This is a genomic window from Cytobacillus firmus (genome assembly GCF_023612095.1).
In the GTDB taxonomy this organism is placed as follows: Bacteria; Bacillota; Bacilli; order Bacillales; family Cytobacillaceae; genus Cytobacillus.
In genome coordinates this window covers 4,144,884-4,171,198 of sequence record NZ_CP086235.1, presented here as the reverse complement: position 1 = coordinate 4,171,198, position 26,315 = coordinate 4,144,884, and the positions used below count along the sequence as shown (strand labels likewise).

The 26,315-nt window shown below is 43.7% G+C and carries 19 protein-coding genes and 1 pseudogene; 11 read left to right on the top strand and 9 right to left on the bottom strand.

All coding sequences use genetic code 11. The annotated features are described in order from the left end of the window. Nucleotides 1-55 precede the first annotated feature (55 nt). Complete coding sequence (locus LLY41_RS21255; protein WP_304586541.1) at nt 56-1,969, bottom strand: alkaline phosphatase family protein; 1,914 nt, start codon at nt 1,967-1,969, stop codon at nt 56-58. Nucleotides 1,970-2,226: 257 nt separating this feature from the next. On the opposite strand from LLY41_RS21255, the gene LLY41_RS21250 reads away from it, so the two are divergent. From LLY41_RS21250 to LLY41_RS21240, 3 genes are all read left to right on the top strand, one after another. Then, the gene (locus LLY41_RS21250; RefSeq protein WP_304586540.1) at nt 2,227-3,330 is read left to right on the top strand and encodes an SH3 domain-containing protein; all 1,104 of its coding nucleotides are present in this window, start codon (nt 2,227-2,229) and stop codon (nt 3,328-3,330) included. Nucleotides 3,331-3,585: 255 nt separating this feature from the next. Continuing rightward, entirely contained in the window at nt 3,586-4,242 is a 657-nt protein-coding gene (locus tag LLY41_RS21245) for a 5-bromo-4-chloroindolyl phosphate hydrolysis family protein (protein ID WP_304586539.1), read from the top strand. After that, nucleotides 4,239-5,405 carry a toxic anion resistance protein gene (locus LLY41_RS21240; protein WP_304586538.1) on the top strand — a complete coding sequence of 389 codons (1,167 nt, stop codon included), beginning with the start codon at nt 4,239-4,241 and terminating at the stop codon, nt 5,403-5,405. Before LLY41_RS21245 ends, LLY41_RS21240 begins: the two co-directional genes overlap by 4 nt. Nucleotides 5,406-5,457: 52 nt before the next feature. On the opposite strand, the gene LLY41_RS21235 is transcribed toward LLY41_RS21240, so the two are convergent. Further along, nucleotides 5,458-7,086 carry a PAS domain-containing sensor histidine kinase gene (locus LLY41_RS21235; protein WP_304586537.1) on the bottom strand — a complete coding sequence of 543 codons (1,629 nt, stop codon included), beginning with the start codon at nt 7,084-7,086 and terminating at the stop codon, nt 5,458-5,460. A 233-nt stretch (nt 7,087-7,319) separates the two neighbouring features. Here LLY41_RS21235 and LLY41_RS21230 point away from each other — a divergent pair, with 233 nt between their 5' ends. The 4 genes from LLY41_RS21230 to LLY41_RS21215 all read left to right on the top strand — a co-directional run bounded on the left by LLY41_RS21230 (nt 7,320) and on the right by LLY41_RS21215 (nt 11,000). Then, nucleotides 7,320-7,550, top strand: coding sequence for an excisionase family DNA-binding protein (locus tag LLY41_RS21230; RefSeq protein WP_304586536.1), 231 nt, complete (start codon nt 7,320-7,322; stop codon nt 7,548-7,550). 92 nt (nt 7,551-7,642) lie between these two features. Beyond that, complete coding sequence (locus tag LLY41_RS21225; protein ID WP_304586535.1) at nt 7,643-8,203, top strand: FAD-dependent oxidoreductase; 561 nt, start codon at nt 7,643-7,645, stop codon at nt 8,201-8,203. Nucleotides 8,204-8,396: 193 nt separating this feature from the next. Next, nucleotides 8,397-9,791, top strand: coding sequence for a M28 family peptidase (locus LLY41_RS21220; RefSeq protein WP_304586534.1), 1,395 nt, complete (start codon nt 8,397-8,399; stop codon nt 9,789-9,791). A gap of 240 nt (nt 9,792-10,031) precedes the next feature. Next, on the top strand, nt 10,032-11,000 hold the full coding sequence (locus LLY41_RS21215; RefSeq protein WP_304586533.1) for a DMT family transporter: 969 nt from the start codon (nt 10,032-10,034) through the stop codon (nt 10,998-11,000). A 70-nt stretch (nt 11,001-11,070) separates the two neighbouring features. Here LLY41_RS21215 and LLY41_RS21210 read toward each other — a convergent pair. The 4 genes and pseudogenes from LLY41_RS21210 to LLY41_RS21195 all read right to left on the bottom strand — a co-directional run bounded on the left by LLY41_RS21210 (nt 11,071) and on the right by LLY41_RS21195 (nt 15,048). Then, nucleotides 11,071-12,032 (bottom strand): annotated as a pseudogene (locus tag LLY41_RS21210) (D-2-hydroxyacid dehydrogenase). Between the two features lie 114 nt (nt 12,033-12,146). Beyond that, nucleotides 12,147-12,494: a hypothetical protein gene (locus LLY41_RS21205; RefSeq protein WP_304586532.1), complete on the bottom strand. Its 348-nt coding sequence runs from the start codon at nt 12,492-12,494 to the stop codon at nt 12,147-12,149. Between the two features lie 111 nt (nt 12,495-12,605). Next, nucleotides 12,606-13,424: an MBL fold metallo-hydrolase gene (locus LLY41_RS21200; protein ID WP_304588073.1), complete on the bottom strand. Its 819-nt coding sequence runs from the start codon at nt 13,422-13,424 to the stop codon at nt 12,606-12,608. A gap of 172 nt (nt 13,425-13,596) precedes the next feature. Next, nucleotides 13,597-15,048: a TerD family protein gene (locus tag LLY41_RS21195; RefSeq protein WP_304586531.1), complete on the bottom strand. Its 1,452-nt coding sequence runs from the start codon at nt 15,046-15,048 to the stop codon at nt 13,597-13,599. Nucleotides 15,049-15,250: 202 nt separating this feature from the next. On the opposite strand from LLY41_RS21195, the gene LLY41_RS21190 reads away from it, so the two are divergent. Continuing rightward, nucleotides 15,251-15,976 carry a glycerophosphodiester phosphodiesterase gene (locus LLY41_RS21190; protein ID WP_304586530.1) on the top strand — a complete coding sequence of 242 codons (726 nt, stop codon included), beginning with the start codon at nt 15,251-15,253 and terminating at the stop codon, nt 15,974-15,976. Between the two features lie 108 nt (nt 15,977-16,084). Here the strand turns inward: LLY41_RS21190 and LLY41_RS21185 are convergent, their stop codons facing one another. The 3 genes from LLY41_RS21185 to LLY41_RS21175 all read right to left on the bottom strand — a co-directional run bounded on the left by LLY41_RS21185 (nt 16,085) and on the right by LLY41_RS21175 (nt 18,702). Further along, entirely contained in the window at nt 16,085-16,525 is a 441-nt protein-coding gene (locus LLY41_RS21185; protein WP_304586529.1) for a hypothetical protein, read from the bottom strand. A 9-nt stretch (nt 16,526-16,534) separates the two neighbouring features. Continuing rightward, nucleotides 16,535-16,885, bottom strand: coding sequence for an ASCH domain-containing protein (locus LLY41_RS21180; RefSeq protein WP_304586528.1), 351 nt, complete (start codon nt 16,883-16,885; stop codon nt 16,535-16,537). 125 nt (nt 16,886-17,010) lie between these two features. Beyond that, entirely contained in the window at nt 17,011-18,702 is a 1,692-nt protein-coding gene (locus LLY41_RS21175) for a glutamine--tRNA ligase/YqeY domain fusion protein (protein WP_304586527.1), read from the bottom strand. A gap of 304 nt (nt 18,703-19,006) precedes the next feature. Between LLY41_RS21175 and LLY41_RS21170 the strand changes: the two genes are divergently transcribed. The 3 genes from LLY41_RS21170 to LLY41_RS21160 all read left to right on the top strand — a co-directional run bounded on the left by LLY41_RS21170 (nt 19,007) and on the right by LLY41_RS21160 (nt 26,268). Next, entirely contained in the window at nt 19,007-20,209 is a 1,203-nt protein-coding gene (locus tag LLY41_RS21170) for an MFS transporter (RefSeq protein WP_304586526.1), read from the top strand. Between the two features lie 342 nt (nt 20,210-20,551). Next, complete coding sequence (locus LLY41_RS21165; RefSeq protein ID WP_304586525.1) at nt 20,552-23,299, top strand: dynamin family protein; 2,748 nt, start codon at nt 20,552-20,554, stop codon at nt 23,297-23,299. Between the two features lie 173 nt (nt 23,300-23,472). Further along, complete coding sequence (locus tag LLY41_RS21160) at nt 23,473-26,268, top strand: response regulator (RefSeq protein WP_304586524.1); 2,796 nt, start codon at nt 23,473-23,475, stop codon at nt 26,266-26,268. The last annotated feature ends 47 nt before the right edge of the window (nt 26,269-26,315 follow it).

Genomic DNA, 26,315 nt, shown 5'->3' with positions numbered 1-26,315 from the left:
TTTTTTTCAAAAATGAAACACGGCCTTGCAGCATATAGCAAGGCCGTGTTTTTAATTAAAATGCATCTTTCAGAACTTCACCCTCCAAAAAGTCAGGAGCAGGTATCTCCAGCAGTTTATAAACGGTCGGGGCGATATCCAGTGTGGTAATCGAACCAATTCCGCTGTTACTTTTAAAAGAAGGACCCTGTGCAAAGAATACCGCCTTGAGTTCTTTCCGGTCAGGATTGCCGCCATGGCTGCCAAGTTCTATTGCCGGCATTTGGGGGCCTGTTAAGCTGCTGCCCATCATATAGCCACTTGCACCAAGCAGCAATATGTCTCCCTGGTTAGGGTGCTTATTCTCTTTATTGTTATCATAGGCAATCTGATAAGGCTTTTCTTGTTTCCTGAAAAGGTAATTGGAAAATTGCTTTGCCGTTTGATTAAATTGGCTGAACTTTCCTTCGGCGAGAAAACCACCGGCTTCACCTAAATAGCCCTTTAGAATTTTTGTCTTAAATTTGGGTTTGATTTTATATTCGCTAAAGAGCTTCACTACTTGGTCTGCAGCCTTTTCCTTTTCTCTTTTGGTGAGGTTTTCATTCAGATATATTTGGGCAGCTGACCCGCTGGCTACAGCCATTGCTTTGGAGTTCTCCTCATCCACTTTGCCTTTTTTATCTGTTTTTAAAAGACCTGCTTCTTTCAGAAGTGTGTTTGGAGCAAGAATGGTGTGGACTGGCTCCATGCCGTGATCAGATACCACAAGAAGGTGGTCTTCTTCGCTAAGGCTGTCCATCGTCTGTCCCACGACATTATCTGCAAGCTTATAGGCCCATTCAATGTATTTCGAATGTCTTTTGGAATTTTCCTCTGAGTACCCGGGCTGCCGCGGATCAGTCAGCAGGAAATGATGTGATTCATAATCAATCTGAGGTGTATAAAACATCAGCAGATCGGGCTGGTATTTTTCTTTAATATAAAGAGACACATCAGTTGCCCAGTGTACAAAACGCGAACCGATTTCTTCGTACTCTTCCCGTGTAATCCACTTTTTTTCAAAAGCCTCTGTATCATCCTGAACGGGGAAAAAGCCGAATTCCGATAGCAGCTCCTCTTCAAACCCTTCCGGACCTTCAATGAGTGCTGATGTAACAGCAGTCCGGTAAATGCTCGCTTTCTCAAGGCTGGCATCAGTCTTCAGCTTAAACCAAAATCCTGCAGATTCACCGTCCGCTTCAACAGGGATTGATCCCCACTCATTGGCATTGACGATAACATCTTTGGAGTCTGCCGAACGGTTTTTTGAAAAAATGAAGCGGTTATAGTTGGTTTTTCCATCATCCGAAGTGTCTAAAGCTAAAATGTAAATCTCTTTATTCTTTGCTTTTTTCAATGGCAGCTTCACTATAGATTCCTTCACAGGGCTAAAGCTTTTTTCGGTGTGCTTCCAGCTCTCTGTTTTTTTGAACTGAAGCTTATCCAGTGAGCTCTCTGCCCAGGTTTCACCATAATAAACTGCATAATCAGCCTGTTCGCCTGCATCAGGGTTTGATCCGGGAAACAGCACAGTGGCCGTTGTTTTACCATTCTTTTTGGCTTCTGCCCAAAGCGGGCTTTTATCAAGCGGCTGATGAAAAGCGCTTTCTCCATTGGCCAATTCCTTGGTGGGATCCTGCCATTTATTGCTGACCATGCCGGTTTCTGATGGAGCGGCACCTGAAGCAATGGCCGCATGTGATGGTGCGGTCAGCGAGGGGGTTACGGTTTTGGAATCCTTGGCGGCCACTCCGTTCTCCATAAGTGACTTAATATGAGGAAGCTTGCCGTCCTTTACAAACTCTTTTGTCAGATCGTTTCTCATTCCATCAAAGGAAATCACCACAACCTTATTTTCCTTCCCAATCAAATGCTCTGCATATCCTGAGGAAGGAAATACAATCGATCCTATTAATAAAATAACTATATAAAAATAGTGCTTATTCATTATGCTTCCTCCAAGATGTAAATAAATTAGTACAAGAGCTTATTCCCTGCATTTTTTATAAATAAACATTTTCAAAAAGGAATATATACAGATGCCAAATATACTGACTCTGCTAAATAAGCAAATAAAAACTGATTCATTAGAATCAATAAAATTTTTCCAGTCCCAAAGAGGTAGACTTGAAGTTTACGAATCTTTATTTTTAGAGTAGTCCGCAAAATTCGACAGAATCGATTTAAGGATATGGAGGAAAGTATATGGCAATCTTAAGAGGTTCATATGGAAACAGAGCTATATTAAAAGGGACTGTTGCTGCAGCTATTTTGGCAGGAGGAGTCTTGTCGCCGTCAATTCCGAGCTTTTCAAACGAGGCAGTGGCAGAAGCGGCTTCCGCTACTTACACAGTGGATGCAACCAGTCTGAATGTCCGTTCCGGTCCGGGAACAAATTACAGCCGGATTGGGAGCCTGGCCCAAGGAAGCAGTATTCAGGCGATTGAACGACTTGCAAACGGCTGGTACAAAATTAACTACAATGGCAAAACAGGCTATGTCAGCGGCCAGTATGTCAAAACAAGTGAAAAGCTTTACCGGGTGGATGCTACGTCATTAAATGTCCGGAAAGGTCCGGGTACAAATTATGGGAAAATAGGGTCCTTGAAGAACGGATCTGTATTGAATGTTATACATAAGGAAAGCAATGGCTGGTATAAAATTTCCTACAATGGCGGAACGGGTTATGTCAGCGGTGATTATGTGAAAGCCAGTGATGCCCGCCTGTCCAAGATTAATGTGCCGCTCATTGCCCAGCGGCCGGAGCTGCCAAGCGGATGTGAAGTCACTTCCCTTGCAATGGCACTGAAATTTTATGGAGTGAACGTCAGCAAAACCACACTGGCAAAAAAGATGCCATATGACTCAACCAAGCTGGTAAGAAATGCAGACGGGTCGATTAAAACCTGGGGGGACCCTGATGTCGGGTTCGTTGGAACACCTTTTGGCAACGGCCATACGATAAACCCGGGGCCGTTGAAAAAGCTGCTTGACCAGTATCGTCCAGGCGGTGTAAATCTGACCGGAAAAGATTTCTCAGAAATAGAAAAGGCTGTTTCAGAGGGTAACCCTGTCCTGGCATGGTTTACAATCAGCCATGAAATGCCGAATAAAAGAACCTGGAAAACGCCTGCCGGCAAAACAATCAGTGCACCGACACCTCTGCACTGTATTGTCGTAACCGGTGTGGATGCCGATTATGTTTATTTTAATGACAGTGAAGCTGTTAAAAAAGATGTTAAAATGCCAAAAGAGAAGTTCATTAAGATCTACAATGCCATGGGCAAGCGTGCATTGGCGGTTAAATAGCCGTAAAGCACCTGCGGGAAAATTTCCGCAGGTGCTTTTTTTACAGAAATACGTCTCAGGTCTTAGCAAGGATTACTTTTGTGGTCTATGGCGGGCAATCGTGTTATTTTGTATCGTATAACTTGAGAAGTTTTTTAAAAGTGTTTTAATAGATCTAAGGATATATGCCTTTTTTGTGAAAGATGTCTGGGGATGAAACTTTAGGTTTATCAATTACGTATAAATAAGTAGGACTATGAGTAGGAGTCGATAAATATGAATTCCTTTTTAGCATTTGCTTTTCGCCTGCTGACGGCTGTTCCGTTGTCTGTCAGTGTCTGGCTGGCCAGTTACTTTGCTTTCGGGCAAACATTTTTTCTGTCAGGGGTTTATGGAGCTGGAGCCGGGCTGCTCACTTATTGGGCCGGGGGATTGATTCAGCGCCGCCGCTTTTTGAAAAAGCATGGATTGACGAAAAGGGAATACCAATATATAAAGCGAAATCTTGATGAGGCGCGCCGCAAAATAACCCGTCTGCATAAAGCGATGTTCTCGATTCGTCATTTCCCGACGCTGAAGCAGCGCATGGAGTTCATGAGGGTGACGAGGAGGATTTACAGACTGACCAGAAATGAGCCGAAACGGTTTTATCAGGCGGAGCAGTTTTATTTTTCCCATTTGGATTCTGCTGTGGAGCTGGCGGAAAAGTATGTCTTTCTATCTTCCCAGCCGAGAAAATCGCGTGAACTGGATCAGTCCCTCCAGGAAACGAGACGTACACTTGATGCACTTACCCATCATGTGGAGGAAGATCTTCACCGGGTTATCGCGGAAGATATTGATCAGCTTCATCTTGAAATTGATGTTGCCAGGAATTCGATTGAGAAGATAAAAGAATCAAGAATTCATGATGAAAGCAGGAGATTAAAATGACTGAAGAAAAACCATCCCTGTTAAAAAACACTGATTTAATGGAGGATTTGCTGGCAGATCCTTTTGGGGAAAATCAGCAGCCTGCTTCCTCGCCGCTGCAATCGGAAAAGCGGACAAGGCTGATAGATGTAATTCCGGAAGAAAACCGCGAAAAGGCCTATCAGCTTGCAAAGCAAATCGATCCGGCCAATCATCAGGCAATGATCTCTTACGGAACACCAGCTCAATCAAAGCTGTTATCGTTCTCCCATACTATGCTTGAGCATGTTCAGAAAAAGGACGTTGGTGAAGTAGGGACGATTATTAATGATCTGATGAAAAAATTCAGCGATGTGAATCCGGATGAGCTGAAGCCGGAGAAATCATCCTTTTTTGCGCGTATGTTCGGAAAGATTTCGGGTTCTGTTCAGGAAGTCTTGTCCAAATATCAGAAAACAGGAGCTCAAATCGACCGCATCAGCGTCAAATTGGAGAGAAGCAAGAATGCGCTTCTTTCCGACATTGTCATGTTAGATAAGCTCTATGATAATAATAAAGAGTATTTTCATGCGTTAAATGTTTATATTGCAGCTGGAGAACTAAAGCTTGAGGAGCTTCATGAAAAGACGATTCCCGAGCTGAAAAAGAAGGCAGAAGAGTCAAATGATCAGATGAAATTCCAGGAAGTAAACGATATGATCCAGTTTGCCGATCGCCTGGATAAGCGCCTTTATGACTTGAAGCTGAGCCGTGAAATAACGATTCAAAGTGCGCCGCAGATCCGCCTGATACAGAATACCAATCAGGCATTGGTTGAAAAAATCCAGTCTTCCATCATGACTGCCATCCCGCTTTGGAAAAATCAGGTGGCCATTGCCTTGACACTGCTACGCCAGCGCCATGCAGTCGAAGCCCAGAAGAAGGTTTCAAAAACCACAAATGATCTTCTATTAAAAAATGCGGAGATGCTTAAAGTGAATACAATAGAAACGGCACGTGAAAATGAGCGGGGCCTTGTCGATATCGAAACGTTAAAGAAAACACAGGAGAATTTGATCTCTACTCTTGAAGAAACCTTAAGGATCCAGGAAGAAGGCAGGAATAAGCGCCGGCAGGCAGAACACGACCTGGCTAATATGGAAAATAACTTAAGAGTAAAGCTGCTGGAGATTAAGGGGAATTAAAAGAAGAGCGATGTTCAATCAAACGTTTGATTGAACATCGCTCTTTTGCTGTTTAAACGGTTAATTCAGTTTCAGGAGCAGGTGTTTGTTTCCTTACAGGAAGCTTGATGACAGCTTCTGTTCCTTTCTCTTTCTCACTATTGAAATGAATGGAACCATTATGGGATTGGACAATCTTAAAGCTGACTGTGAGCCCGAGACCTGTTCCCTTCTCCTTGGAAGAATAAAAAGGTTCACCGATTTTATTCAGGCGATCTTCCGACATGCCGCAGCCGGTATCCTTAACCAGGATAGTCAGCTGGTGGTCATCCGCCAGAAGTGTAACGGTTACTTTGCCGCCATCTTTAGATGCCTCGATGGCATTTTTTATGATATTAATAAAAAGCTGCTTTAGCTGATTGGGTTCACATTCAATCATAAACACATCCGATTTTAACAGAAATTCAATCTGGACATTGTGCATGCTGGCTTCAGTTTTTAAAAGCGAAATGACATTAAACAGGATTTTTTGAACATCTGCCTTTGTAAAACAAATGTCCTGAGGCTTGGCAAGGAGCAGAAGCTCGCCGACAATATGGTTGATCCGGTCGAGTTCTTCCTGCATGATCTGATAATAGAACTGATGCTTTTCATCTTCCAGCTGCATCAGCTGCACAAAGCCTTTTAAAGATGTCAGAGGGTTTCTGATTTCATGTGCCACACTTGCAGAAAGCTCGCCAACCACAGAAAGCTTTTCGGTGCGGCGGAGTCTTTCTTCAGCCTGACGGAGCTTTGTCACATCTTTTCCATATCCGATAACTCCGGCAATTTGGCCGTTCACAATAAGCGGAAGGGCAGTGCATTGAATAGTGAGTTTGCTTCCATCTTTATGATTGAACTCAAACTCACAGGTCTTTGGCTGTTTATCCTCCAGGATGTCTGTAAAATCCTTTATGGCCTTCATTTTATAAGGGACAGGTATGATTTCATTGATTTTTTTGCCCAATGTTTCATCAGGGCTGTATCCTGTCACGGCTTTGAATTGTGGATTAACTTTCGTAAGTGTGCCGTGAAGGTCTGTCATAAAGACAATCTCGGTATTATATTCAAACAGTGATTTATATTGCTGCTGGCTTTCAGCAAGAAGCTTCTCCACATGCTTTCTTTCTGTAATGTCCCGGCCGATAATAACCAGTCCTTTGCGGCTTCCGTCTGCATGGAATAGCGGTACTTTAATTGTATCGAACGTTTTTTCGGTTCCATCAGGCAAAGGAATAACCTCTTCAAGGCGGGTAATTTTACCGTTTCTCCAGGTTTCTTCATCTGAAGTTTCGCAGTAGCGAAGTGCATCTGCATAAAAATCAGTGTACTCGGCCAGCTCAGAGTCCTTCTTGCCTTTATAATCGACGTTTTCGAGATTGAATAGTTTAAGTCCAAATTCATTAGACTCAATCCAGCGGCCTTGACCGTCTTTGAAATTAACAAAGTCCACCATTGAATTGATTAAAGTGGAAAGGCGCTTTTCATCTTCTCTTGAGGCGCTGAGCTCATCTCTTTTGCCAATAAAATAATAGAGCAGCCACCCTGTAGCGATGATGTACAGAAATTCTTTTGCTCTGAATAGAAAACTGACAAGAGAAGAAGGCTCAAGCATATGCAAAAGATAATTCGTTCCGAATACCCAAATAAGGCTGATGATCACATATAAGCCCAATACCTTTTTTTATTCATTAGCTTATATTTCTCCTTTTCTCTATTTGGCTGAAAAAAAGATGGAAATCAGTCAAATTTGTATTTTTCGCGTATAATAATAGAATATACAGGTTGCATATGAACATTATTCATAGATTCTATTTTATATGATTTTACCAGAGTCTTCTAGTGCCAGGAAACTAGTAAAATCATATTAAAAAGGAAAGAAAGGGAAGAACAAGCATGTATCTGACCATTAAAGAAACCGCAGAGTATTTATCTTACTCTGAGCCATACGTAGAAAGCCTGATTCAGCAAAAGAAAATACGCGCCATTTATGATGGAGAACAGTATTTAGTATACAAGGAACAGTTTAATGCCCATCTTAAGCAGGTGAAAAAATACAGAGAAATGGTAGAGGAAATTTTAAATGAGCCGATACCGGAGGACCGGGATATCAAAGATGAAGACTAAAATGAACCATTTTCCTCAAATCACATTATTTTACAATTATTATTAACTTAGATAAACTATAAGTAAATAATGGGTTAAAGGAGGAAGTATGGATGTTTGATATTTTAATTGTGGGTGCAGGTCCTGCCGGTGCAAGTGCTGCGCTATTTGCCGCCAAAGCGGGCAAGAAGGTAGTAGTTGTGGATAATGATAAAAGCATTACTAAACGGGCATGGGTTGAAAATCATTATGGTGTTATGGAAATCACTGGTCCGGAACTCATTGAAACAGGCAAAAAGCAAGCTGTTAAGTTTGGGGCAGAGATCACAGAAGGAACGGTTGATAACATTGAAAAAGCTGAAACTGGTTTTACTGTAACAGCAGGAGAAAAATCATACTCAGCGAAACATGTGATTATAGCAGCGGGTCTTTCAACTGATTTAGCTGAAAAAGCCGGATTGAAGACTAAAGCAGGGACTGAGCCTCGCATTAAAACGGTTCTGGATGCTGATGCTGACGGAAAGACGAATGTTGATGGCATTTGGGCAGCCGGAACTATTGCAGGAGTCAGCGTCCATACAATCATTACAGCTGGAGACGGTGCGAAAGTGGCGATTAACGTAATCAGTGAATTGAACGGCGAGCGTTATGTGGACCATGATTTAATGAAATAGAATGGGAGAAGGCTTGCATGGAGCAGCCTTCTTTTTGTCTATTCTTCCTATTAGGAATTTACTAAAAATAGCAATATATCCAAAATATAGATTTTTGTACCTACGGGCTTCTGGTATCTTGTACCCTTATAAGAGTTTTCGAAACATTATAATATTTAATGAGCGGAATCTATTATTCTATTGGAGGTACTAGATGAGGAAACCAATTTTAAAAGTGGCATTAGCTTCAACTCTTGTTTTTGGGGCAGTGGGAGCACAAGCAGCTTTTGCACAGCCAGCAAAACAGAACCAGCCGGTAAATGTATTCGATAAGAAGGTAGTCAATAAAATTAATGCACAAAATATCTATAATAATATTGATTATCTTTCACAAACCCCGCGTGTAGCCGGTACGGAATCGGAGTATAACGCGGTTCAGTATATTAAAAGCCAGTTCGAGTCCTATGGCTATGAAACGGAGATTCAGCCATTCACGTTTTATGGATATACACCTCCAAGCAGTATGGAAGTGACCATTGACGGCTATGAAGGAGAACTTCAGCCAAGACCCTTTACCTATTCAGTCAATGGGGATGTGAGCGGGGAGCTGACATTTGCCGGTCTGGGCACAGTCGAAGAACTGGAAGGTGCTGATCTCACAGGCAAAATTGCCCTAATTCAGCGAGGTTCCATTTCTTTTGCTGAGAAAGTACTAAATGCAGCTGAAAAAGGAGCTGCAGGTGTAATTGTTTTTAATAACTCAGAGGGTCCGTTGAGCGGCACGCTTGGAGAGCATAATGAAGAGTATGTTCCGGCCTTAGCCCTGTCAAAAGCTGAAGGTGAGGCCATTCTTGCTTTGCTGGAGAGCGGTGAAACCTTAACAGCTTCCCTGACCATTGAAGGTGCGGAGGCAGGAGAAAAAGTTTCCCATAACGTGATTGCCACAAAGAAACCCACCAACAAAAAGAAAGCGAACGATGACATTATTGTAGTCGGTTCACACCATGATTCTGTAGCCGGTGCGCCTGGGGCGAATGACGATGCTTCCGGAACAGCGATGACTATAGAACTGGCACGGGTGTTTAAGGATATTCCGACTGATACAGAAATCCGCTTCGTTACATTCGGAGCAGAGGAGCTGGGATTGATTGGATCCTATCATTATGTTGACAGTCTTTCTGACGATGAGATCAGCAGGACGATTGCGAACTTTAATCTTGATATGGTTGGAAGCAAGGATGCAGGCGATTTAGTGATGATGACATTGGATGGAAAAGAAAATCTGGTAACAGAGCTATCACAATCATCAAGTGAAAGGCTGAACGGTGAGCCGACACCAGTATATCAGGGCGGCAGAAGTGATCATGTTCCATTCGCGGAAGCGGGCATCCCGGCCGCATTATTCATTCACAGCCCTACTGAGCCGTGGTACCATTCTCCAGAAGATACAATTGATAAAATCAGCAAGGAAAAGCTTCAGGATGTAGCAGAAATTGTGGGTGCCGCCATTTATGATAAGGCGCGTTTTGATAACATGGGCCCTAAGCCGAAAAAGAAGCATAAAATGAAAGCAGCACCTGAGATGGTTCACGAGTTAGATGTAAAATAAGCAGAAGAGCAGCCGTTCCTTTGATGGGAGGCTGCTCTTTTACTTGTGTGTTTCACGTTTGTTCATCCATCGAAAAATAGCAACTAGCTTTTTGAAGAATTTATCTTGAGTGGATGACAAACAGGTCCCTCCCTTCATTCTGCTGATGGTTATTTTGTCCAGAAGGGGTGTTTTTTATGTCTGTTCACTTTCGCTTTTTAAAGCTTTAAATAGACATATTCCCATTTTAAATATGATAAAATGATACAAATTATGAATGTGGATTTTTTGGAAAGAAGGATCGATGTGAAGAACATAAAAATATACATTCTGCTCACTTCCATCATGGCTGTGTGGGGATTGAATGTAAGCATAATTAAGATTCTTGTCAGTTATTTTCCTCCGGTTTCGATTACATCTCTGCGAATATTAACTGCAGGCATAACGGTGTTTTTAATATTAGGCATAATGGGAAAAGTGAGGAAGCCGAGCGTGAGGGAGATCTTGTACATTGTTTTTGGCGGCCTTCTGAGTGTTGTCAGCCACCATCTTTTTCTGGCAATAGGCCTGACGGGGACAAGTGCGGTGAATGGAGGGCTTATATTAGGTGCGGGTCCTCTTTTGACAGCGATACTGTCTTCCATTCTGCTGCGACACAAGCCTACAGGCATCCAGGTGCTTGGTTTTCTGCTTGGCGGTGCAGGCATGACTTTTATTGTTCTTTCAGGAAATAAAGGGGTATCGAGCTTAACTCCGGGCGATTTCTTTGTGTTCCTGTCCATTCTATCACAGGCTCTTAGCTTCATTGTGATCAGCAAGGCCTCGAAAACGCTTGATCCGCGATTGCTGACAGGCTATATGCTGGTTTTTGGAGGAGTGATCCTGTTTGGACTGGCGGGCGTAATGGAACCTGGCGGGCTTAAGGGCCTAGCGGAAGCTCCTGCCCATGTTTGGGCTGCATTTGCCGCATCTGCCGTATTGGCAACAGCTGTCGGCCATATGGTATATAACACAGCCATCCGTAATATCGGGCCGGCAGAAGCCAGTATATTTTTAAACCTGAACACCTTCTTCTCACTGGCAGGATCGGCGCTGATCCTTGGTGAAGTTATCACCATCAACCACTTGCTTGGGCTGGTTCTCATTGTGGGAGGTGTCCTTTCAGGATCTGGAGCATTGGAGGATTTAGTATTCAGGAAGCGGAGAAAAGAAAGTAGCCGGTATATGTAACGTAATCTGGTGACAGGTACCTATACCAGTTAGACAAAGTGGTATAGGTGCCTGTCACCTGCCCTCTCTATTAATATCCCTTTTGATAATCAACGAGATTAATGCCTGGTTTACCGCTTTTTATATACTCTTTTAAATTGGGAATAAATATATCTTCAATTACACGTTTGGTATAGTGTTCTGTCGATCCGGCTGTGTGCGGAGTAACGATGACATTATCAAGCTCCCATAGCGGGCTGTTTTCAGAAAGCGGTTCTTTTTCAAATACATCAAGCCCTGCACCGGCAATCAGTCCGTTCTGCAGTGCGTCGATCAAATCTCTTTCCTTTACAATCTCACCCCGGCCGATATTGATGAAGAAGGCAGAATCCTTCATGAGGGAAAACTGTTCGGCGCCGAATAGCTGCCGGGTTTCCTGTGTAAGCGGAAGGGTGACCACAACATAGTCACATTGAGGAAGCACATCGTTCAGCTGTCCGGACATATACATTTCATCAAAATATTCTTCAGGGCTTCCGGAGTGGCGGACTCCGATCACCTTCATGCCGAATCCTTTGGCAATCCTGGCCGTTTCTTTTCCGATGGCTCCTGTGCCAATCAGTCCGATGGTTTTATTATGTATTTCGAGTTTTAATCCGGAATGGTGCCATACTTTTGCTTGCTGATTTTTTACATATGTATGGATTTTGCGGGTGAGCCCGAGCATGAGAGCGAAAATGGTTTCAGAAATAGGGTTGGCATGTACACCATTGGCGCTCGTAATCTGGATGTCCTGTGATTCCATTTCTGCCAGGGGGAGGGAATCGACACCTGCACTCCAGGATTGGAACCAGCGGAGTTTGCTGTCCCCTCGAGAACCATCTCTTTAAGCTCCTTTTTCCAGCCGGCGATGATTTCGGCTTTTTTCATTTCATTTTGCCAGTTTGCGGAATCCTTGCCGGAAATGAGCTCCCAATCGGGAATGATTTCTTTTATTTTTTCAAGCTGTGAGGGTTCCAGAGCATGTGTAATGATACAGGTTCTTTTTGTCATGTGTATGCCTCCGTATTATTTTTTGAAAAGTCGGTAAATATATCATAGTCTATAAAGGGGAACTTTTCTAATAAAAAATCCCCCGGGTGTTAGGCACCGGGGAACATCTATCTATTAAGAGGGCTGAAAACCTATTAATTTGGCTTTCTTATCAACACCGAGGGTCGTCTTGTCCGGGAAGGTAATGACAGAGCTGATGTAATCCCAGCGGATCAGAAAATGGGTGACGCAATCTTCTTCTTTTTGCTGTTCTTCCGGAATGTTGGTTCCGTCTTCTTTTTGCACCATTGTTCGCTTGAAGCAAGGGTTCTCGACCCAGATTCCCATGTTTTCTGTTTTGATCAGTTTAACAAGGTACCACTCATCAGGCTGAAAAATGCCTGTAATGGAGCCGACGAGATCATTTGGAAAGTTCTTGAATTTTATTTGAATCTTTTTTCCTGTAAAATTTTCAAGATGCATATATGAACCTCCTGAACTATTAAAATTCGTTTTTTATACTCTTCCTTTATTTAAGTGTTTTAAACATCAAAAAAGCAAGATCCAGTCATATTGCTGGACCTTGCTTTTTATCTAGCGTTCCCCGTCTACATATTTTCCGTGGTCGGGAATGGCAATTTCATCAAAATCATTCACAAGTCGGGTGAGGCTTTCTCTTAATACAGTGGCAGCCATGGGAATGCCATGTCCTGTGATGGCGACATCCGGCTGAAGAGCTTCAAGTTTCTGTACGGATGTCCGGGCCGCATCCCAATCTGTCGTCAGATAGCGGGGCGGGCCGCTGATTTCCTGTTCCTGGGTGAGCACGCTGTATAAGGATTCCTGTTTCACTGTAACGAAAGCATCACCTGCAATCAGCACACGATCCGATTCCCTGAACAAGGAAACATGGCCAGGAGTATGACCTGGTGTGTGGATCCATTTCCATCCTTCCATATGGGGAACATTTCCGTCGTCAGGCAAAGGCTGTATATGGGTTCCGAGATCGATTCCTTCATGGGGAAAAGTGGGGGACATCTTTGCAACAAGTCCTCCTTCAACACTTGCGTCAGGTTTTGGGTAATCCTGCTGTCCCGTTAAAAATGGCATTTCCAGAGAATGAGCGTATACCGGAACCTGCCAGCGCTCAACCAAGTCAATAATTGCACCAACATGGTCAAAGTGGCCATGTGTAAGAATAATGGCCTTCGGTCTGGCGTTTTCTCCAAAAAGTTCTTCGGCGGCATCCATGATTTTCTCTGCAGATTTTGGCATGCCTGCGTCAACCAGAACCCAGTCGCCGGGCTTTTCTGATATTCTCACAAAACAAACATTAACAATCTGAACTGTCAGGCAGTAAACTCCATCTGCTTCATTTACAATCATTCCGCTCGTGGAGGAAGTCATGGGCATATAGCGTTCAGTTGATGAACTTTCCTTCAAAAATATTACCTCCTTTTAAAATAACAGACCTCTTATCTTTTTGAGTATACCCGCATGTGTCCTTTGTATGCGGCATATTCAGGAGGTGGAGGGAATAAATGCAAAAAAAGCTCTGCCGCATTATGGCAGAGCTTAGAAAAAATCAGGATAGAAATTCATGCGGATTTAATCCGAGTTCCATGCAGATTTCTGTAACAGTCTGTTTTTCATTTTGATCAAAATTCCCATCAGCATAACCAATAGCGATGCAATAACGGGCAACGAGACGTGCAATCTCAGGTTTATTTCTTACCCGGCCAACTGCTTTGAAGGCTTCGGCCCGGCCGATGATCGGGTCCATCTCAATCCGCTGGACGAACATATTGAATTGCTGTATCACCTTTTGGGTATCAAATACTTTTAATTCCTGGCTGCTGTTTACAAATTCGACCATCTTTTGGCGCTCAGATGGATCAAGCCTGCCGTCTGCCATGCCGACAAGAGCGCATGAAGCTACAACGGCGTCCAGGACATCCTGGCTCTTGAATCGGGTGAACAGCTCCTGTGCACGGCGTTTTTGGTCATTAGCCCACTGTGCATAATCTGTCTGGTTAGGCGACCATGAATTGCCGCAGGCATTACAGGTGAGTTTCAGCTGGTTTTTCCCGATGAAGCCGCCTAGAAGTCCTACAGGGCCAAGGATAAGTCCTCCGATCGCTGCTTTTCCAAGGCCAAATCCTTTTTGGCCGGTACGGATGTTAGTGGATCCGCATCGGGTGCAGGCCATATTTCCATCTGAATAGGATTGAGCCTGTATGGGCTGTCCATATCCTGTCTGACCGCCCATTGCAGGTGGCTGTGATGGAGGCGCGCTGTATGCCGTCTGATTGTAGGCCGGCTGGCTATAGGAAGACGGGCTGTAGGCTGATTGAGTCGGCTGGCTTTGCTGTGGACTGAATCCATGAGACGGCTGTCCGTGATTTCCCGTCTGCTGATATTGGCCATGGCCGAATGACGGCTGTTGACTTGGAGCAGGCTCATCATCTACGGAAATACCGAAATTGCGGCACAGAGCAGCTAATCCTCCCTGAAATCCGCTTGCGATGGCATTGAATTTCCACTCGCCATTATGGCGGTAAAGTTCTGCGGCGACGATGGCTGTTTCCACTGTAAAGTCGCGCCCAAGGTCAAAGCGGAGCAGCTCCTCATTTGTCATGGCATTAAAAATTCTCACATACGCATTCGAAACTTGTCCGAAGTTCTGTCCTTTCATCTGTGCATCATGAATGGTAATGGTAAACGCAATCCGCTGGATATGCTGCGGCACCTTATTCAACTCGATGCGGATTTGTTCATCATCCCCGGCGCCAGCTCCCGTTCTGTTATCACTGCTGTAGAGAATCGATCCGTTTCCGCCAGAAGGATTATTATAAAACACAAAGTCACTGTCACTTTGCACTTTGCCAGATGTACCTGTTAAAAATGCTGAAGCATCCAGGTCATATTGAGATTGATTGTGGCTGACATCCCAGCCCAATCCTGCCATTACAACCTGCAAACCAGGATTGGTTTTGGTCAAATCTACTTTTTGTCCCTTACTCAATCGAACTCCCACAGATTTCACTCCTAAATTCGTTTTTTATGTATGGATAATTTGTTATACGTACTGGAAAGAAAGAAGTTTCATAGTTTTCATTATAATGGAATCGAATGCGAAGTGAAACTTGAGCGGGTTTTCCTGGAATGAAAAAATGATTTTGGGGCGGTTTGTAGAATAGAATATGAATGGTGATGTTTTTGTCATAGGAGGAGATAAGTTGAATAAAAGAGCGAAAGTATTTGCGCATCGCGGTGTCAGTGGACGTTTTCCGGAAAACACGATGGCCGCTTTTCAGGCTGCATTGGAGGCGGGAGCAGATGGCATTGAATTGGATGTGCAGATGGCGAAGGATGGTACGCTTGTGATTATTCATGACGAAAAGGTGGACAGAACGACAGGCGGAACAGGCTATATTAAGGACATGACCTTTGAAGAAATCCTGCAGCTTGATGCCGGGAGCTGGTTTGCGGAAGTGAACGCCGGAGAAACAATCCCGGATCTGGAGCAGCTTTTACAATGGGCAGTGATGGAGGGCAACGAACTGCTGATCAATATTGAATTAAAAAATGATTTGATAGACTATCCCGGGCTGGAAAAAAGGGTGATGGACCTTATCCTTAAATATGGATTGGAACAGCGTGTCATTATCTCATCCTTCAATGCGGAGAGCCTGAGGAGAGTCCGGGACTGCCATTCAACGATACAGACGGGTTATTTAATAGAAGGCATTCCTGAAAATACACTTGAAATGGCAAAAGATATCGGTGCAGACAGCATCCATTGTGAAGAGAGGTTTGCTTTATCCGAGCTTGGAAGGAAAGCAAAAGAAGCAGGGTTTCCACTGCGGGTATATACCGTAAATGATGAAACCCGCAGCAGATTCTTAAATAATGCCGGAGTTGAAGTGATTATGACCGATTTTCCGGAAAGGTTTTTGAAATAATGAGTTTGTTGGATGTGGAAATTCCCTTATCCATCAAATGTGAAAATATGAATTAATCCATGCACAAAAAAACAAGCGCATATCATAAGCGCTTGTTTTTATATATTCCTACCAAAGCACCGGCTTGGCTACCATGAACCAGAGCATGAGCATTAACAGAAAAAGATAGATCCAGACAGAGCGGGTAAGCTTTCTTATAAGGAAATGCTGATCTGCTCCCGGCTCATCAAATTTCCTCAGGACGGGAGTGAAGGCCCGGGCAAGAAAAAAGACTGAGAGACCCATAACTGCCAGGGTAGCAACGATCCAAGATGTCGTCCAGGACCAGTGGCTGTTTACAATCAGAAGGATACCCGAGCCTACAAGTACATGTCCTGCATGCTTGACAAGGCGCACAGATGTCCTGAAGATGCCGATGTATGCCTGTTGGATCCCGTGATGAGCCGCTCCCAATTTATTGACGATTGGGATCAGAATAAAAAAGGGGCCAACAGAAAGAATGGCACTGCTGACATGGATATACAGCAGTATTCGGTACAATATGTCCATTCCGGCAAATTACTTCTTCACTGCGCTGAATTCATGAACCCATACACGCATTTGCGGAACCCAAGGCATTCCAGGGTGCATAGAAAGGATGGATTGCTTGTAGTCTTCCAAATTTTCGAAGCCTTCCTGGCGGGCATCTTCGTCAGTTAATTCTCCGAGAGACTGTGAATAAATTTTTTCTACAACAAAATCATGGCCCTCAAGTGTCATGATTTCTCCGATATCAGCATAGCGGCCGTTGCGGCGTGTAGCTGTTTTCTTTCCTGCAAGAACCTTTTCAACGTCCTCTTTAACGGTCACCATGCGGTCTACTGAACATGTTTTCGGCGGTAATGTATTTGGGTCATGCTGATTTGACATAATTTATTCCTCCTTATGTAAATGCTTACTTTTTAAACCTTACCATACTTTCCTGCGGAAATGCAGTTTGTGAATCGTTTTTCGGGTGAAAAAGCCTGAGGGAACGAAGCCCTCAAGCTTTTTGCCTATTTCAATTTAAATGAACTCTTCAGTGAAACAATCCGGTTAAAGACAGGCTTTTCTGCTGTCGTATATTTGGAGTCAGCATTGAAATAGCCATGGCGGAAGAATTGGAACTTATCCTGTGCTTTAACATCCTTCATATTTGGCTCGATGAAACCATGAACAATTTCAAGCGAATTCGGATTCACGTAGTCAAGGAACGTTTTGCCTTCTGCTTCGTTTTCAAGAGCCTCATCCGTATCTGCCTCAGCATTCTGATCGGCATCTTCGTCAAGGATCAATGGCTCGTACAGACGGAATTCAGCCGGAATGGCACTCTTTGCATCAACCCAGTGAAGCGTACCCTTTACCTTTCGGCCGGTAAAGCCTGATCCGCTCTTTGTTTCAGGGTCATATGTGCAATGAAGCTCTACAACATTGCCATTCTCATCCTTGATGACATCGTTGCACTTGATGAAATAAGCATGCTTTAGGCGGACTTCATTGCCAGGGAAGAGGCGGAAATATTTTTTCGGCGGATCTTCCATGAAGTCGTCCTGCTCTACATAAATCTCTCTTGAAAATGGAATTTGGCGCATGCCCATTTCCGGGTTCTCCGGATTGATTTCTGCATCAAGCATTTCAGTCTGATCTTCCGGGTAGTTCGTAATGACAACCTTTAATGGACGGAGTACACCCATTGTGCGGGGGGCCTTCATTTTCAGATCTTCGCGTACAAAATGCTCAAGCATCGCTTCATCCACTACACCTGAGCCTTTTGAAACACCAGTTTCTTTTACGAACTCGCGGATTGCTTCCGGAGTGTAGCCCTTGCGTCTTAAACCGGAAATCGTCGGCATGCGCGGGTCATCCCAGCCATCAACATAATTTTCTTCAACAAGCTGCTTTAATTTTCTTTTACTCATTACTGTATTAGTAATATTCAGGCGGCCAAATTCGATTTGCTGTGGTGTGCTTTCCATTTCACACTCTGAGACAACCCAGTTATATAGCGGGCGCTGATCTTCAAATTCAGTTGTGCATAAGGAATGGGTAACCCCTTCGATTGCATCTTCAAGCGGGTGGGCAAAAGCATACATCGGGTAGATGCACCATGTATCACCTGTATTATGGTGAGTTGCATGTGAAACACGGTAGATAACCGGATCGCGCAAATTCACGTTCGGTGAAGACATGTCAATCTTCGCTCTAAGAACTTTTGCTCCGTTTTCAAATTCACCTTTGCGCATGCGTTCAAATAAATCCAGATTCTCATCAACTGAGCGGCTGCGGTATGGGCTTTCTTTTCCAGGCTCTGTCAGCGTTCCGCGGTATTGGCGGATCTCTTCCTGGCTTAAGTCATCCACATATGCTTTTCCTTTCTTGATTAAAAGAACGGCACGGTTATACATTTCCTCGAAATAATTCGAAGCAAAGTGAAGCTCCTCCCACTCATAGCCAAGCCATCTAACATCTTCTTTAATGGCATCCACATATTCCTGATCTTCCTTAAGCGGGTTCGTGTCATCAAAACGAAGATTCGTCTTGCCGTTAAAATCGTCTGCCAGGCCGAAGTTGATGACAATCGATTTGGCATGTCCGATATGAAGATAACCGTTCGGCTCAGGCGGGAAACGGGTAATGACCTCTTTGCGCTTACCCGACTCCAGATCCTCTTTAATAATCGTTCGTATAAAATTTGAATTGTTTTCCAAACCGGTATCAGCCTTTCTGTTTATGTAGTTAGTACTTATTTTAATAATATCGGGAAGGAAAATAAAGCGAAACTTCCCTTAGCTGTGCTGCTGTCGTTTATTGGGCAATACTCTTTATTCATTCTATCTATTATAAACAAGACTAGACTGGAAAAAAAGTTTTTCTGATGACAGCCTGCTAAAATGCAGGATGCTTTGTGCCAGAAGTGATGTGAACCAAAATCCCGTTCCTTTTTTCAGGCAGTTATGGTAGCATTTAGTGATGCGAAATAATTATTTATTTTCTTTACTGGATGAAAGGGGGATGCACTTGGAAAAGGCTGCAAAAGAGACTTTATGGACAAAGTCTTTCATTATGCTGATGGTGGGGAATTTGTTTGTTTTTATGTCGTTTCAGATGCTTATTCCAACATTGCCTCCATATATAAAGTCCATTGGGGCAACTGGTCTTGAAATTGGGCTGGTAACGGCACTGTTTTCGATTGGAGCCGTTTTGAGCCGGCCTTTCATCGGATTCATGCTCGAATATAAAGCAAGAAAGCAGCTGGTGCTGATTGGGGCAGCAGCACTTTTGGCAATAACCATTATTTATCCGCTTTCAAGCGTGGTAATGATTTTTCTGATGTTCCGATTCATTCATGGGCTTGCATGGGGCTGGTCCACTACTGTGAATGGGACAGCGGCTGTAGATGTAGTGCCTAATTCCAGGCTTGGAGAGGGAATGGGTTACTATGGCCTAAGCGTTACGATCGGAATGATCATTGCACCTAGTCTTGGAATCTACCTATATCAGGTTACTTCATTTACCAATCTTATTTATATCTCAAGCGTACTAGGGGTAATTGCCATTGTCCTCCTGGCCATTGTCCGCTATGAAACGCCTGAGGCTGTTATGAAAACAAGGAAAGAAGATCTTAAATTCTCTTACCTGGGCTCTTTAGTTGAAAAATCCAGCTGGTTTCCTGCATTCATCACAATACTTGTGACCTTTGGATATGGCTCCATCGTAACGTTCATCGTTATTTTTGGCGAAGAGCGCGGAATTGATCAGATATTCCTTTTTTACCTGTTTAATGCGATTATGGCATCGCTCTCAAGGCCGGTTGCCGGAAAGTGGTTTGATCAGCGGGGGCCTATGGGACTCGTGCTGCTTTGCACGTTCCTGACTTTCATAGGAATGTGGGTACTTTCCTTCGCTCATTCGAATTTGTTTATTATCATTAGCGGAATCTTGTTTGGAATTGGCTTTGGCTCATTGATTCCTACTCTGCAGTCCTGGACGTTATCAATGACACCATCCAACCGGCGCGGTGTGGCAAACGGAATGTTCTTCTCCTCCATCGACCTTGGCATTGGGCTAAGCGGGCTTGTGTTTGGAGTGCTTGCACAGTTTGTGGAAACGGCGGCGCTCTTCCAAATATCAAGTGTGTTCCTGATTCTGGGCATGGCTGTTACAGTCATCTATGGGAAACGGCGCCGGGCCGCCCGGCCGCAGCAGGCCTCATAATGAAGAATGAAAACTGGCAGGCAGGAATAAATATTTCTGTCTGCCAGTTTTTATTTTGATTTGAGGTGGTATTAATAGAGAGAAGCTGAGTCTAACTATTAAAAATATTACACAGGAATACAGTAATGTTTCAAAAATGATAGAGAAATGAAATTTTTTGCAGAAAAATTTTTGCTACAATATAAGGATAAAGGATGAAAATTGGCGTATTATGCGTTTTTTTATAAAGCATGCTGATAAAGCCCTATGTAATTAGGAAATCAGCAGGCTGGATCAATAAAATTCTTTTAAGAGCCGCTGTCTTTAGGCGGACTTTTAAAAATTGCACTGCGGGGGATCAAGATGACTTTAGAGAAGCAGCTAATCAGCAAAACCTTTTATAAGACCTTCATGGAATCTAACGAAAATGTGCATCCGATCAGGGTTTTGGGTGAACTGTATGTGGCTGAGCAGCAGAACGAGGTGCCAGATTTAACTAATATCCGCTTCGCCCAGGGTGAAGTCTATTTCCTTAACAAGGATTACGAAGCGGCCATTTTTAAGTGGGAAAGCATTCCGAATGAATTGGGTCCATGGGCTCAGAAAAATATGGCTGATGCCTACTTTGAATTAGATCTGCTTTCAAATGCAGAGGACTTTTATAAAGCTATTGAAACAGATTCAGAGGTGTTAAAGACCGAGGTGCTCCTCCAGCTGTTTTCACTTTACATACAGCGCGGCAAGCTTGAATTGGCTGTTGAATCTATTAAAGAGGCTGTCCGGTTAAATCCGGATTATCCCGATGTGACCGATCTGGCACGAGGGTTCTTTGAAGAACACAGCGATTGGGGAAATGCAGTGGAGCTGGCTGTTAATGAAGCAATCAGGACGGAATCCCTATCCTGGTTTGAAGTTCTTCATTCGTATGTGGAACAGGGGCGGACAGCAAAGGTGGAGCCGAACTATTTCAGTGAGGCGCTTTCAGTGTTATACCGTACGGATCAGGCTCACTTTGAAGGTTTATCAGCAGCTCTGTGGAACAGCTACAAGACATCGGATCTGTATTTTTCATGGCTGAAAGAATACAATCGTCTTCTCCTGGATATGGAGCCGGGACGCTCACATACATGGAGCATGCTTTCGGAGCTTTATAAAGAAACTTACCTTGAATTGATCAGCGGAAAGCATTTAATCCGGGATTTATCCCATCTGATTCCAAATCACATAACGAATTGGGTGAAAATAGCTGCCCCTTCTCATTATCTTGTTTCGGCATCGGCCGTACTGGCATGGAGCGAAATATTCCCATCCAATATCGAGTCTTCTGCTGTCAGTGAAGCAGAAAGCCTTGTGAGCCGTTCTGTCCGTTATCAGGAAGGTCTGGAGGAGAGCTTTAAGCTTTTCGAAAATATAATGAAATGGGCCAAGGATAAAGGCGTCCTGATGGGTGAGCGATTTGAATGGATGGTCCGTGAGCTCCTTGATTTGGATTCCGGCCACTTGCTGATTGCCGGTGCAGCATCAAATGGAAAATCCTCGTTTGTGAACACTCTTCTTGGTGAAGAGCTGATGGGAGATTCAACATCTGCTTCAGTGCTGTTCAAGGATAGTGATGGAGCTGAAATCCATGCTATTACGGATGAGGAAGTGCGAGGCATTTCTGATCTTGAGGATTTTAGGCAAAGTGCAGAGAAAAGCCAGCAGACGCTCATACGCTGCAAGATGCCATTCAACTTTTTACAGAATAATAGACTCGCTGTCATAGATACGCCGGGTCTTGCGGGCCAGAGCAAGTTCAGAAATGGTGTGTTCCAATACCTCCATTTCGCTGACAGTATGCTATTTGTCCTGAATGCGGATTCCCCTTTGACAGATAAAGAGCTGGATCTTGCTGTAAGAATGCGAGAGCAGGCTCCGGAACTGCCTATTCATTTCCTTCTCAGTAAAATGGATCGGATTCCGGACAGCCAGGATGCTATAGAGCTTCTTGATGAAACTCAGTCCCGTGTTCATACCTATTTCCCGAAAGCAAAGGTGTTTGCTTTCTCCGCCTATTATGACAGCGAAAGCCAGCTTAATGATTTAGCCGTCTTTATCAAGTCTATGATGGATGGGCGGAACAGGAAAGAAGATCGTACAGCAAAAGTTCTTTACTATATAAAAAAATCAATCAAATTCCTTCTCGAAAAGCGCGTTGAGATGGAAAGCAGCTTGATTGATACGATTAAATGGAACGAAGAGATGGTGACAAAACTAAAAGGTGCCAATAATCAGCTGATTGACATGGAAGAAGAGAAGGTCCGGACAATTAAAAGATCGTACAGCAAGATTAAAGATGAAATGAGAGCGGATCTTGAGAAGCAAATTCCGGAGCTGCTTCGGAATTGTTCAGAAATGGTGACAGAAGACAGTGATTTTGGAAAAATCCATACTGACCTTAATGATGAAATGAATAATCGGGTACACCAATATATTGAAGACACAGTTTTGCCGGAGTTTCATGTTTCCATTCAGGAATGGATTGCGGAAAGTGAAGGAGAGTTCAGAAGCAGCCAGGCATATTTGGATGAAATGAGCCAGGGCTTCAATGAGCTATACGGCGAGGAGAAAATCGCGCTGGACTGTGATTTCAGGGTTCTGGATGACTGGCGCCGCGACGCTGACCGGATGACGCGAGGGAGTGTCCAGCTTGAAAAGGCCAACATTCTAAACCGCTTTTCACCTTCGCAGTTCCTGCTCAAGAGTGCAGGAAAGCTGTTTGGAGCCATTCAGCAGAATAATACGATGCTCCATAATAAATATAAACAGTTCATTGAGCATGAAGATTATAGCGAAATCGCAGAATTCATTACCGATAAATTCATGCAGCAATTCGAACTATTTGAGAAATCGCTTGAGCGGGATATTAAGATGTTCTTCAGAAATCCGTTTGACGTATTGAATCATACAGTTGAAGAGACATATACGAACATTGCAGAAAATAAAGTAGCACTAAGCAATATGCGCAAAAACCCTGAGATTTACCAGGATCCTCTGACACTATTTGACCTGAAGCTCCGCCAGTTTGAATGGATGACTTCAGCAGGGGAAAGAGTTAAGGAATATCGTTAAACATTGGGAAGGAGTAATCCTTCCTCTTTTTTTATGAAAAAAATAGAAAAATAGGTTTGGTTTATATTAAATAAGGGTAAAGAAGCTGGTCTATTAAAACCTTAATCTCATAAAGCGTGAACATGCACAAGGAAAATGATGAAGAAAAATCGGGGGAAAGAAGGAGAGAACAGGTGAGCTTTAAAAGAAAGCAAATGATGGGGTTGGGCTTAACCGTATTTTTTCTGTTTATTCTGATGTTTGTCATTCTGTCTATGGTAAACGGAATGAAGGCCAACATGCTGGAAATTGTAGAGGATCGTTATTATAAGGTAAATCAGGCTACAGAGATCAGACAGCTATTTTACCAGACAGACCAGCAGCTGCTGAGTGTGCTTACCGACAAAGACTCAAGCGATTCAGCCATGACAGCTGAATTGGTGAGTGCCAACCATGAGGGGATACAAACCCGAATAATTAATCTAGAGCAAGAATTAAATAGACAGAAATCGAAATTGTTCTTAAAAGAAGTGGAGCAGGCATACGAATCATATGCCCAAATGCAAAACAGCTTTACTGATTTAATGGGAAGCGGTGAAATGGATTCTTTAGATGGACTATACAGAAGTGAAAGAGAAAACCGAAACGCACTGCTGAACAAGCTGGCCGAATTTAAAGAGTATCAGGAATCACTCATGGCAGATTCGCTGAAAAGTGCAAATGAAACATATAGCCAGTTAGTAGCAACTTTGGTTGCTGCGGTTGCAATAGCGATTGTTTTAATCGTTGGAGTGACAGTTTGGGTGATCAGAAGCACAGGCAGGACCATCAGCTTAATTACAAAAGGGATTAAGGATATTGATTACCAGGATCTTTCTTCCATTTCAAGGCTGGATGTCGAATCCAATGACGAAATCGGCAATATTGCGAAAGCCTTTAATTCTATGGCTGATTCCCTTGAGAATTATTACATGAAAGAACAGCGCTATTCGGCTGAAATCAGTGAACAAAACTGGATTCAAAGCCAGTCTGCTGCATTGGTAAGCATCTATAGCCAGCATGTGACCATAGCCAATTTGGCAGATGATTTTATATCAAGGCTGGCACCTGCCGCCGGAGCTGATCTTGGAGTCATTTATGTGAAAGATGACAGCGGGAGCAAACCTGTATTTAAGAAACAGGCTGCTTATGCAGATGGAGCGGTTGATGCAGGAAGAGACTTTTTCTATGAGGGTGAAGGATTAGCAGGGCAAACTGTCAGGGATAAGAAAACAATATTCCTCGAGGACGTTCCTGAGGGTTACAAGGTCTTATCAACTGGTTTGGGGGATGTCAGGCCGAAAAGCATCATGATGGCTCCCGTTATGCTAAAGGACGAGGTAGTGGCAGTAGTGGAACTGGCGAGCTTGAGGCTGTTCACTGATGCACAGATCAAACTATTGGAAAAAGTAATTGAAACACTGGGAATAGCCATTACGAATATTTCTGGAAGAATGGAGATTGAACGCTTACTGGCAGAATCCCAGGCACAGACAGAGGAACTGCAGGCACAGGCTGAAGAGCTGCAATCCCAGTCTGAGGAGCTGCAGGCGCAATCTGAAGAAATGCAGAGTCAATCCGAAGAGCTGCGCATGATTAATGAGCAGCTTGAAGAACGCTCCAGAGATGCTGAAATGAAATCTGAAGAACTCCAGGCTGCTAAGGAAGAACTGGAGGAAAAAGCAAAACAGCTGGGTCTAAGCTCAAAATACAAGTCAGAGTTCCTGGCAAATATGTCCCACGAACTGCGAACGCCGCTTAACAGCATTTTGCTTTTATCAGAAATGCTGGCAGAGGATCCGGATCAGATCCTTACTGAGGAGCAGAAAGAGTTTTCCAAGGTTATACATACATCTGGCCAGGATTTACTAGCCCTCATTAACGATATCCTCGACCTTTCAAAAGTAGAGGTAGGGAAACTGGAAATCAACTTTGAGGAAGTCAATATGGGAGAAATGTCGCAGCGTCTGCAACAGCATTTTACACAGGTGGCAAAGCATAAAAATCTTGAATTTACTGTGAGCTCTTCTGAAGAAGTTCCTCCTGTATTCAATACGGATGAGCAGCGGCTGCAGCAAATTGTGAAAAACCTCCTTTCAAATGCATTTAAGTTTACGGAAGAAGGTTCAGTAGCAGTCACGTTTGAAAAAGCTTCAAAAGGCGATTTCTTTGGCTTGCCGTTATCCACCTATACAAATGACTGGCTGAAAATTACAGTGCTCGACACAGGTATTGGCATTCCGTCTGAAAAGCAGCAGCTGATTTTTGAAGCCTTCCAGCAGGCTGATGGCGCCACGATGAGAAAATATGGCGGAACTGGCCTCGGATTGTCCATCTCCAAGGAATTTGCCCAGCTGCTCGGCGGTATCTGCAAAGTGGAAAGCGAAGAAGGAAAAGGAAGCCGGTTTACACTCGTTATCCCGAATCTTCCAAACGGAATGCCTGAAATAGAGGCCGGAACGCTTGCTTTCGAAGAAGCTGCTGTAACCGTTGAGCCTGTTACGGAAGTTTCTGAGGCAGCTGAAGCAGAAGATGCTAAAGAAGATGCGGAAGCAGAGCATCAGCAGGCAGGTACGGAGCTTAAAGATAAAACAGTCATTGTTGTAGATGATGACCACAGAAATATTTATGCGCTGAAAAATGCTTTGAAAAAAGAAGGCATGAATGTCCTTACAGCAGAAAACGGGATGCAGTGCCTCGATTTGATTATGGGTACAGAACAAATCGATATTGTTCTGATGGATATTATGATGCCTGTTATGGATGGTTATGAAACTATGAAGAGGCTTCGCGGGCTGGACAGGCACCAGGATGTTCCAATCATTGCCCTTACTGCCAAGGCAATGAAAGGCGATAGGGAAAAATGTATGGAGGCCGGTGCAACAGATTATATCAGCAAGCCTTTAAAACTGGACCAGCTGCTGTCCGTTATGAGAGTATGGCTTTCATAGATGGCAGAGGAGTCCGGACTGGATCCGGGCTCCGTCAACATCATTTT

What these genes read in the sequence shown, in the direction of transcription:
- LLY41_RS21180 (WP_304586528.1), bottom strand. Translation starts at nt 16,885, where the DNA reads ATGTCAAATCAGCATGACCCAAATACATTACCGCCGAAAACATGTTCA.
- LLY41_RS21220 (WP_304586534.1), top strand. Translation starts at nt 8,397, where the DNA reads ATGAGGAAACCAATTTTAAAAGTGGCATTAGCTTCAACTCTTGTTTTT.
- LLY41_RS21230 (WP_304586536.1), top strand. Translation starts at nt 7,320, where the DNA reads ATGTATCTGACCATTAAAGAAACCGCAGAGTATTTATCTTACTCTGAG.
- LLY41_RS21165 (WP_304586525.1), top strand. Translation starts at nt 20,552, where the DNA reads ATGACTTTAGAGAAGCAGCTAATCAGCAAAACCTTTTATAAGACCTTC.
- LLY41_RS21225 (WP_304586535.1), top strand. Translation starts at nt 7,643, where the DNA reads ATGTTTGATATTTTAATTGTGGGTGCAGGTCCTGCCGGTGCAAGTGCT.
- LLY41_RS21255 (WP_304586541.1), bottom strand. Translation starts at nt 1,969, where the DNA reads ATGAATAAGCACTATTTTTATATAGTTATTTTATTAATAGGATCGATT.
- LLY41_RS21215 (WP_304586533.1), top strand. Translation starts at nt 10,032, where the DNA reads ATGATACAAATTATGAATGTGGATTTTTTGGAAAGAAGGATCGATGTG.
- LLY41_RS21240 (WP_304586538.1), top strand. Translation starts at nt 4,239, where the DNA reads ATGACTGAAGAAAAACCATCCCTGTTAAAAAACACTGATTTAATGGAG.
- LLY41_RS21200 (WP_304588073.1), bottom strand. Translation starts at nt 13,424, where the DNA reads ATGCCCATGACTTCCTCCACGAGCGGAATGATTGTAAATGAAGCAGAT.
- LLY41_RS21245 (WP_304586539.1), top strand. Translation starts at nt 3,586, where the DNA reads ATGAATTCCTTTTTAGCATTTGCTTTTCGCCTGCTGACGGCTGTTCCG.
- LLY41_RS21205 (WP_304586532.1), bottom strand. Translation starts at nt 12,494, where the DNA reads ATGCATCTTGAAAATTTTACAGGAAAAAAGATTCAAATAAAATTCAAG.
- LLY41_RS21250 (WP_304586540.1), top strand. Translation starts at nt 2,227, where the DNA reads ATGGCAATCTTAAGAGGTTCATATGGAAACAGAGCTATATTAAAAGGG.
- LLY41_RS21185 (WP_304586529.1), bottom strand. Translation starts at nt 16,525, where the DNA reads ATGGACATATTGTACCGAATACTGCTGTATATCCATGTCAGCAGTGCC.
- LLY41_RS21170 (WP_304586526.1), top strand. Translation starts at nt 19,007, where the DNA reads ATGCACTTGGAAAAGGCTGCAAAAGAGACTTTATGGACAAAGTCTTTC.